Annotated in this window: 10 protein-coding genes; 7 read left to right on the forward strand and 3 right to left on the reverse strand. The window is 72.5% G+C overall.

Annotated elements, in window-relative coordinates:
* A partial coding sequence (locus ABZ281_RS18915) for a WhiB family transcriptional regulator (RefSeq protein ID WP_356656879.1) occupies positions 1–91 on the reverse strand: 91 nt, incomplete at its 3' end.
* A 237-nt stretch (positions 92–328) separates the two neighbouring features.
* Between ABZ281_RS18915 and ABZ281_RS18920 the strand changes: the two genes are divergently transcribed.
* Positions 329–1150 (forward strand): tetratricopeptide repeat protein, encoded by an 822-nt coding sequence (locus ABZ281_RS18920; protein WP_356656881.1) that lies wholly within the window; start codon positions 329–331, stop codon positions 1148–1150.
* Positions 1151–1232: 82 nt separating this feature from the next.
* Here the strand turns inward: ABZ281_RS18920 and ABZ281_RS18925 are convergent, their stop codons facing one another.
* Positions 1233–2525: a DUF1015 domain-containing protein gene (locus tag ABZ281_RS18925; RefSeq protein ID WP_356656859.1), complete on the reverse strand. Its 1293-nt coding sequence runs from the start codon at positions 2523–2525 to the stop codon at positions 1233–1235.
* A 72-nt stretch (positions 2526–2597) separates the two neighbouring features.
* On the opposite strand from ABZ281_RS18925, the gene ABZ281_RS18930 reads away from it, so the two are divergent.
* The 4 genes from ABZ281_RS18930 to ABZ281_RS18945 all read left to right on the forward strand — a co-directional run bounded on the left by ABZ281_RS18930 (position 2598) and on the right by ABZ281_RS18945 (position 6772).
* The gene (locus ABZ281_RS18930) at positions 2598–3629 is read left to right on the forward strand and encodes an HAD hydrolase-like protein (protein ID WP_356656861.1); all 1032 of its coding nucleotides are present in this window, start codon (positions 2598–2600) and stop codon (positions 3627–3629) included.
* 166 nt (positions 3630–3795) lie between these two features.
* Positions 3796–4845, forward strand: coding sequence for an iron chelate uptake ABC transporter family permease subunit (locus ABZ281_RS18935; RefSeq protein ID WP_356656863.1), 1050 nt, complete (start codon positions 3796–3798; stop codon positions 4843–4845).
* The gene (locus tag ABZ281_RS18940; protein ID WP_356656865.1) at positions 4842–5882 is read left to right on the forward strand and encodes an iron chelate uptake ABC transporter family permease subunit; all 1041 of its coding nucleotides are present in this window, start codon (positions 4842–4844) and stop codon (positions 5880–5882) included. Before ABZ281_RS18935 ends, ABZ281_RS18940 begins: the two co-directional genes overlap by 4 nt.
* Positions 5879–6772 carry an ABC transporter ATP-binding protein gene (locus tag ABZ281_RS18945; RefSeq protein WP_356656867.1) on the forward strand — a complete coding sequence of 298 codons (894 nt, stop codon included), beginning with the start codon at positions 5879–5881 and terminating at the stop codon, positions 6770–6772. The genes ABZ281_RS18940 and ABZ281_RS18945 overlap by 4 nt, the downstream gene beginning before the upstream one ends.
* On the opposite strand, the gene ABZ281_RS18950 is transcribed toward ABZ281_RS18945, so the two are convergent.
* Positions 6756–7103 (reverse strand): SCP2 sterol-binding domain-containing protein, encoded by a 348-nt coding sequence (locus ABZ281_RS18950; RefSeq protein ID WP_356656869.1) that lies wholly within the window; start codon positions 7101–7103, stop codon positions 6756–6758. The genes ABZ281_RS18945 and ABZ281_RS18950 overlap by 17 nt on opposite strands.
* Positions 7104–7145: 42 nt before the next feature.
* Between ABZ281_RS18950 and ABZ281_RS18955 the strand changes: the two genes are divergently transcribed.
* Together ABZ281_RS18955 and ABZ281_RS18960 are read left to right on the forward strand one after the other, a co-directional pair.
* Positions 7146–7472, forward strand: coding sequence for a hypothetical protein (locus tag ABZ281_RS18955; protein WP_356656871.1), 327 nt, complete (start codon positions 7146–7148; stop codon positions 7470–7472).
* 7 nt (positions 7473–7479) lie between these two features.
* On the forward strand, positions 7480–7724 hold a 245-nt coding region (locus ABZ281_RS18960; RefSeq protein ID WP_356656873.1), incomplete at its 3' end, for a S4 domain-containing protein.

Raw genomic sequence — 7724 nt, forward strand, 5'->3', positions numbered from 1 at the left:
GCTCCCGCTCCGTCATGCCTCCCCACACGCCGAACTCGACGCGGTTGTCGAGCGCGTCGGCCAGGCACTCCGTGCGCACCCCGAGGGCGATTTCCGGCGGGACGACAACCGAGGCGACCGCAGTGAGCGGGGCGACCGCGGTGGCTTCCGGGGCCGGGACGATCGCCGTGACGACCGTGGTGGGCGCGGTCCCCGACGGGATGACCGGGGCGACCGCGGTGGCTTCCGGCGTGACGGCGACCGGGGTGGCTTCCGGGGCCGGGACGACCGGGGTGGCCCCGGCCGGTTCCGTGAGGAGCGGGAGCGCGACAGGGAGCCCATCAAGCGGCTGCCGATCCCCGAGGACGTCACGGGCGACGAGATCGACAAGGACGTACGGCAGGAGCTGCAGAGCCTGCCCAAGACGCTTGCGGAGGACGTCGCCAGGACCCTGGTGATGGTCGCGCGGCTCCTCGATGAGGACCCCGAGGGCGCGTACGGCTACTCCAGGGTGGCGCTGCGGCTGGCGTCGCGTGTCGCCGCCGTACGGGAGGCCGCCGGGTTCGCCGCGTACGCCAACCAGAAGTACGGCGAGGCGCTGGCCGAGTTCCGGGCCGCGAAGCGGATGACCGGGAACATCGACCTGTGGCCCGTCATGGCCGATTGCGAGCGTGGGCTCGAGCGGCCGGAGAAGGCGCTGGACATGGCCGGGGCGCCCGAGGTGCACAAGCTCGACAAGGCGGGGCAGGTCGAGATGCGGCTCGTCGCGGCCGGTGCGCGGCGGGACCTGGGGCAGCTGGACGCGGCCATCGTGACGCTGCAGAGCCCGGAGCTGGCCGCCAACTCCGTGCAGCCGTGGACCGCGCGCCTGCGGTACGCCTACGCCGACGCCCTGCTCGCCGCCGGACGGGAGAGCGAGGCGCGGGAGTGGTTCGCGAAGGCCGTCGAGGCCGACCGCGACGGCAGCACCGACGCCTCGGACCGGCTCGCCGAGCTGGACGGCGTGGAGTTCGTGGACGCGATGGTCGGCGACGCGGAGGAGGACGACCAGGTCCAGGCTCCGGACTCGCCGAAGGCGGACAAGGCCGAGGCCGAGGCCGAGGCCAAGGTCGAGGTTGAGGTCGAGGTCGAGGACGCAGGCGAAAACGAAGGCGAGAGCGACAAGGACTGACGTCCGTAGGAGAAGGGGCGGGATCCGGCCGTGAGGCCTTGGGGTCCCGCCCCTTCGTCGTGTCGGCGCCGATCCCGTCCTGTCAGAGGTCCAGCGCCCGCAGTACCAGACCCGTCGCCGGTTTCGGCCCGAACGACGTCGACTTGCGGGGCATCGTGACGCCCTGGCGGGCCAGGTCGCGGACGACCTCCTCGCGGACCGGGTGCATCAGGACGGCCGTGCCGCCGTCGCGCTCCGCCTTCTCCACCGTGGCCGCCGTGTCGTGAATGTAGGCGATGTGGGCGGGGGAATCCTCGGAGATGCGCCAGACGTGCTCGAGGAGCGTGGCGTGCAGGACCGTCGCGTCCAGGGTGCGCCAGGCGGCGGGGCGGTCGGCGGGGATCGTACGGGCCAGCAGGCCCGGGTCCGGGTGGTCGACGAGGTGGAAGGCGCCGTCGCCGGCCAGCAGGAACGCGTTGCCGGCGCAGGCCGCGTCGGCCAGCGTCTCCAGGGCCTCGGCCAGTGGGACTTCGAGGCGGCGCACACGGAAGTGGCCTTCCAGGGCGGCCACGGCGTCGCCGACCGGCAGGTCGTGCAGGAGACGGTGGATGGCGCGAACCCGGAGGGGGTAGCGGGCCGTGTCCACGAGGAGGACCAGGCCGTGGTCCCACGGGCTGGGCGAGGAGTGCTCCGTGCGAAGGCGGCGGTAGGTCGCCCAGCGGTGGTGGCCGTCGGCGATGAGAGCCTGGTGCCGTGCCAGGTCCGACCGGATCGCGGTCAGGTCGTCGGGGGCGGTGACCGACCACAGACGATGGCTGAATCCGTCCTCCGTGGTGGTCGCGAGGAGCGGGGGCCGGTCGGCGGTGCGCTCGATCAGGTCCGCCGTGGTGGTCGTCGAACTGTCGCCGCGGTAGGTGAGCAGCAGGGGTTCGAGGTTGGCCGAGGTGGCGCGCATGAGGGCGGCGCGGTCGGCGACGATGTGCGGCATGACGTCCTCGTGCGGCAGCACCACCTGCTCGGCGGGGTCCGAGATGCGCAGGGCGCCGATGATGCCGCGTTGCAGCATGCCGTTGCCGTCCTGCTGCTCGTAGACGTAGAGGCCGGGTTCCGGGTCGGTGGTCAGGACGCCCTCGGACAGCCAGCGGCGCAGGGTGTCTGCGGCCCGTTCATTGCGGGCGCTGGGCGTGGCGGCCTGGGGGAGGATCAGGCGGACGATGTTGTGCGGGTCGGCGGACTCGAGGTGGTGCAGGCCGTCGGGACGCACCACGACGTCGTACGGCGGGGATGTGACGGCGGCAAGGCTGCCGACCCGGTCGGGGTCGTAACGAAGGCCTCGGAACGGGGTGAGTTCCAGGCCTCGGTGCGCCGTTGCCTCCGAGTGACCTGCTGTCTTCATCAGGGCATCGTACGGCTGTCGGTGGCATGGGGGATGATCGGGGGAAAGCCGTCGAACGAGGAGCGATGCGGGATGAGCCGGAGCGTCAGGACGAGGCCCGAGGCCAGTGGGCAGGCCCTGAGCGAGGCGTACGACACGGCCCTGCTCGATCTGGACGGTGTCGTGTACGCGGGCGGGAACGCGATCGCGCACGCGGTCGAGTCGCTGGCAACCGCCCGGGAGGGCGGTATGCGCCTGGCGTACGTGACGAACAACGCCCTGCGGACCCCGGACACCGTGGCCGAGCATCTGAGCGAGTTGGGGATACCGACGGGCGCGGAGGACGTCATCACCTCGGCGCAGGCGGTCGCGCGGCTGATCAGCGAGCAGGTGCCGCAGGGCGCCCGCGTGCTGGTGATCGGCGGTGAGGGGCTGCGCGTCGCGTTGCGGGAGCGCGGGCTGGTGCCCGTGGAGTCGGCGGACGACGATCCGGCGGCGGTGGTGCAGGGGTTCGGCGGGCCCGATCTGCCGTGGGGCCGGTTCGCCGAGGCCTCCTACGCGGTGGCGCGCGGTGTGCCGTGGTTCGCGTCCAACACCGACCTGACGATTCCGAGCGGGCGCGGGATCGCACCGGGCAACGGAGCCGCGGTGGAGGTCGTTCGGATCGCCACGGGTGCGGAGCCGCAGGTCGCGGGCAAGCCGCTGCCTCCCATGCACCGGGAGACCATCCTGCGCACCGGCGCGCGGCGGCCGCTGGTGGTCGGGGACCGGCTGGACACGGACATCGAAGGCGCGTTCAACGGCGAGGTCGACTCGCTGCTCGTCCTGACCGGAGTGACCGACGGCGCGCAACTGCTGGCCGCGCCCCCGCAGCACCGGCCGACGTATGTGGACGCCGATCTGCGCGGGATGCTCGGCGGTCAGCCGGACGTCGTCGAGGCGGGCGAGGGTGGGTTCCGGTGCGGTGGCTGGACGGCGACGGCCGGGGCGGAGCGGCTGGAGCTCGACGGAGAGGGTGAGGCTCTGGACGGCCTGCGCGCGCTGTGCGCCGTGGCGTGGACGGCGGCCGGTGAGGGTGTGTGCGAGCTGGACGGGGGGAAGTCGCTGGCACGGCTGGGTCTCTGAGTGCCTGTCAGCGCCCGCGGCTCGGGTCACTGAGCGCCCGTCAGTGCCTGTGGTGCGCGGCCGGGTACTCGACGCGGGCTGGGCACCCGGGGCGGAGACGGAGCGCTCGGGGCAGGGTCGGGAATCCCAATCTTGCTCGAATGCGAGGGTAGGCTAACCTAACTGGGTGTTGGTCGAGAGTCCCCCCGAACAGCGCGCGGAGACCGCCCCCGCCCCCGCGCCCCCGACCCGACGGGCGGCCCGAGTCTTCGGGCTCCTCCTGTCCGTGGCGATCCTGGTGCTCGTCGCGCTGGCGAGCATCGCGATCGGAGCGAAAGAGCTGTCACTCGGGCAGGTCTGGCACGGCCTTGCCGAGGACTCGGGGACCTACGGGGACGTCGTCGTGGCGGAACGGCTGTCGCGGACGCTGCTCGGACTGCTCGCCGGTGCCGCTCTCGGCCTGGCCGGGGCGGTCCTGCAGGCCCTCACGCGCAACCCGCTGGCCGATCCAGGACTGCTCGGCATCAACGCGGGAGCGTCGGCCGCGGTCGTCACGGCCATCACGTACTTCGGAGTCACCTCCCTCAGCGGCTACGTCTGGTTCGCGTTCTTCGGCGCGGCCGCGGTCGGGGCGCTGGTCTGGTTCCTCGGCGGCAGCCGGGGCGCGACGCCGGTACGGCTCGCGCTCGCCGGCACGGCCATCAGTGCGGCGCTGTACGGCTACCTCCAGGCCGTGATGATCATGGACGAGGCGGCGCTCGGCAAGATGCGCTTCTGGACGGTCGGTTCGCTGGCCTCGGCCACCGACTCGACCATCACGCAGGTCCTGCCGTTCCTGCTGGCCGGCACGGTCATGGCGCTCGCCCTGGCCCGGCCGCTCAACGCCATGGCCATGGGCGACGACACAGCCAAGGCGCTCGGTGCCAACCTCAACCGGACGCGGGCGCTGTCCATGCTGGCCGCGACCGTGCTGTGCGGGGCCGCGACCGCCGCCTGCGGGCCGATCGTGTTCGTCGGGCTGATGGTGCCGCACGTCGTGCGCTCGTTCACCGGACCCGACCTGCGCTGGATCCTGCCCTACGCGGCGATCCTTTCGCCCGTGCTGCTGCTCGGCGCCGACGTCATCGGCCGGATCGTGGCCCGGCCCTCGGAGCTCCAGGTGGGCATCGTCACCGCGATCCTCGGCGGACCGGTGTTCATCTTTCTCGTACGAAGGCGGAGGACGGCGCAGCTGTGAAGACCACCAACCGTGCCGTGCGGACCCCGGGCGGGCTCTCGATACGCCTGGACGTGCGAGCCGTCACCGTGGTGTTCCTGCTGCTCGTCGCGGCGCTCGCGGCGAGCGTCGTGCTCATCGGCACCGGCGACTTCCCGATCCCGGCCGGCGACGTGCTGCGGACGCTGGTCGGCGAGGGCAACCCGGGCCAGGAGTTCATCGTCAACGAGCTGCGGCTGCCGCGGGTCCTGGTCGGGCTGCTGGTCGGCGCCTCGCTCGGACTCGGGGGCGCGCTGTTCCAGGCCATCTCCCGCAACCCGCTGGGCAGTCCGGACGTGCTCGGACTCGGGCAGGGGGCGACGGCCGGCGCCCTCGCGGTGATCGTGCTGAGCTCCGGCAGCGCCAACGAGGTCGCCGCCGGGGCGCTGGTGGGCGGTCTGGTGACCGGCCTCGCCATCTATGTGCTCGCCTGGAAGCGGGGGGTGCACGGCTACCGGCTGGTGCTGGTCGGAATCGGCGTCTCAGCGATCGTCACGGCGGTCAACGGCTATCTGCTCACCAAGTCCGACATCGTGGACGCGACCCGCGCGGTCGTGTGGATGGCCGGGTCCCTCGACGGCCGGGACTGGGACCAGGTGTGGCCGCTGCTCGCGCTGACCGCCGTGCTGGTGCCGCTCGTCCTCGTCAACGCGCGCGGGCTGCGGATGATGGAGATGGGCGACGACGTGTCGTACGCCCTCGGGGTGCGGGTCGAACGCGTGCGGCTGCTGCTGATGGTGGCGGCCGTGCTGCTCACCGCGTCCGCCACCGCCGCGGCGGGTCCCGTCAGCTTCGTCGCGCTCACCGCGCCGCAGCTGGCCCGGCGCCTGACCCGCGCACCCGGGCCGAACCTGCTGTCCTCGCTGTGCATGGGCGCCACCCTGCTGGTCGTCGCCGACTGGGTCTCGCAGCGGGCGTTCGGCGCCGAGCAGTTGCCCGTGGGCGTGGTCACCGGCGTGCTCGGCGGGGTCTACCTGCTGTGGCTGCTGGTCAGCGAGCGCAGGGCGGGCCGGATATGAGGGCGGGCAAGAGCGCCGAGAGCAGCACCAGCAGCGGACTGAACAACCGAAGGAGCCCCGTGAACCGCCTGTCCGCCGAGAACGTCACCCTCGCCTACGACCGGCGGGTCATCGCCGAGCAACTCTCGGTGGAGATACCCGACCAGTCGTTCACGGTGATCGTCGGCCCCAACGCGTGCGGCAAGTCGACCCTGCTGCGGGCGCTGTCGCGGATGCTCAAGCCGAGCGAGGGCCGGGTGCTGCTGGACGGGAACGTCATCCAGTCGATGCCCGCGAAGAAGGTCGCTCGGACCCTCGGCCTGCTGCCCCAGGCCTCCGTCGCACCCGACGGCATCACGGTCGCCGACCTCGTCGGCCGCGGCCGCTACCCGCACCAGGGCATCCTGCGCCAGTGGTCGACGGAGGACGAGCGGGTCGTCCAGGAGTCCATGCGGCAGACGGGCGTCGCCGAACTCGGCGACCGCTACGTCGACGAACTCTCCGGCGGCCAGCGTCAGCGCGTGTGGATCGCCATGGCCCTCGCCCAGCAGACGCCGCTGCTGCTGCTCGACGAGCCGACGACGTATCTGGACATCCAGCACCAGATCGACGTCCTGGACCTGTGCGCCGAGCTGCACGAGGAGCAGGGGCGCACACTCGTCGCCGTGCTGCACGACCTGAACCACGCCGCCCGCTACGCCAGCCACCTGATCGCGCTGCGCGAGGGCCGGATGATCGCCGAGGGCGCGCCGAAGGACATCGTCACGGCGGAACTGGTCGAGGAGGTCTTCGGACTGCGCTGCCAGGTCATCGACGACCCGGAGACGGGCACACCGCTGGTGGTGCCGGCGGCCCGCAAGGTCCGCGCCGTAGCCGCGGTCGGGAAGGCCGCGGCTACAGAAGCTTCCTGAGCTGGAACAGGTCGCGCACGCCCGCGTGCAGCTTGACCCGGCCCGAGCCCCAGGCCTTGGCGAAGTTCAGCTCGCCGCCGACCAGCGCCACCAGGTCGTCGCCGCTCATGGAGAGTCTGATCTCGGCCTTGCCGGGCGGCGGGCCGGGCGTGGTGTCGTGCACCTCGATCCGCCCGCCCCGCATCCGGCCGACGAAGGTGACGTCGAGGTCCGTGATGTGGCAGCTCACCGAGCGGTCGAGAGCCGCGGCGTCGCGAACGTCCCCTTCGGCGCGCTGCATGCTGTCCGAGAGCTTGTCGAGTGCGCTGCGGCACTCCTCGATCGTGGCCATCGCGGTCGACGGTACCGCAGCGGTTCGCGGTAGCGTCGGGGCATGGACGACGCAGTTCCCGAGGCCCCGCCGGAGGCGGAGGCGGAGCCGGTGCACGACCCCGCCGCCCCCGCTCCCCTGAACGTGCCCCGCACGCCCACAGGCGACGCCGAGGTGGACGCCGCCCTGGACCGGCTCGGCGACGCGGACCACCTCGCCACGGACGGGCATGTCGCGGTGTACGAGGATGTACACCGGGGGCTGCGCGACGCGCTCACCGCGCTCGACGCCCGCCCGGGACCTCCGGCTCCCGCCCGTCACCCGACCACCACCCCGCAACGAGACCCTTCGGGTCACCCCCCTCGATCGCCTTACGAGCACAGGAGCTGAACCGAACGTGGCAGGAGTCGCACGTCGCCGTCTGGACGCGGAGCTGGTCCGCCGGAAGCTCGCGCGTTCGCGTGAGCACGCCGCGCAGCTGATCGCCGCGGGACGGGTCTGCGTCGGCAAGACCGTCGCGACCAAACCCGCCACGCAGGTGGAGACCGCGGCCGCGATCGTGGTGACCCAGGACGACAGCGACCCGGACTACGTCTTCTCACCGGCCAGCGACTCCTCGTCGCCGTGGCCGGAGGCGAACAC

This window comes from Streptomyces sp. NPDC006265 (assembly GCF_040613555.1).
Taxonomy (GTDB): Bacteria; Actinomycetota; Actinomycetes; order Streptomycetales; family Streptomycetaceae; genus Streptomyces.

Excerpts from the sequence above, each read along its gene's own strand:
- ABZ281_RS18925 (WP_356656859.1), bottom strand. The coding sequence starts at position 2,525 with ATGAAGACAGCAGGTCACTCGGAGGCAACGGCGCACCGAGGCCTGGAA.
- ABZ281_RS18930 (WP_356656861.1), top strand. The coding sequence starts at position 2,598 with ATGAGCCGGAGCGTCAGGACGAGGCCCGAGGCCAGTGGGCAGGCCCTG.
- ABZ281_RS18945 (WP_356656867.1), top strand. The coding sequence starts at position 5,879 with ATGAGGGCGGGCAAGAGCGCCGAGAGCAGCACCAGCAGCGGACTGAAC.
- ABZ281_RS18950 (WP_356656869.1), bottom strand. The coding sequence starts at position 7,103 with ATGGCCACGATCGAGGAGTGCCGCAGCGCACTCGACAAGCTCTCGGAC.
- ABZ281_RS18955 (WP_356656871.1), top strand. The coding sequence starts at position 7,146 with ATGGACGACGCAGTTCCCGAGGCCCCGCCGGAGGCGGAGGCGGAGCCG.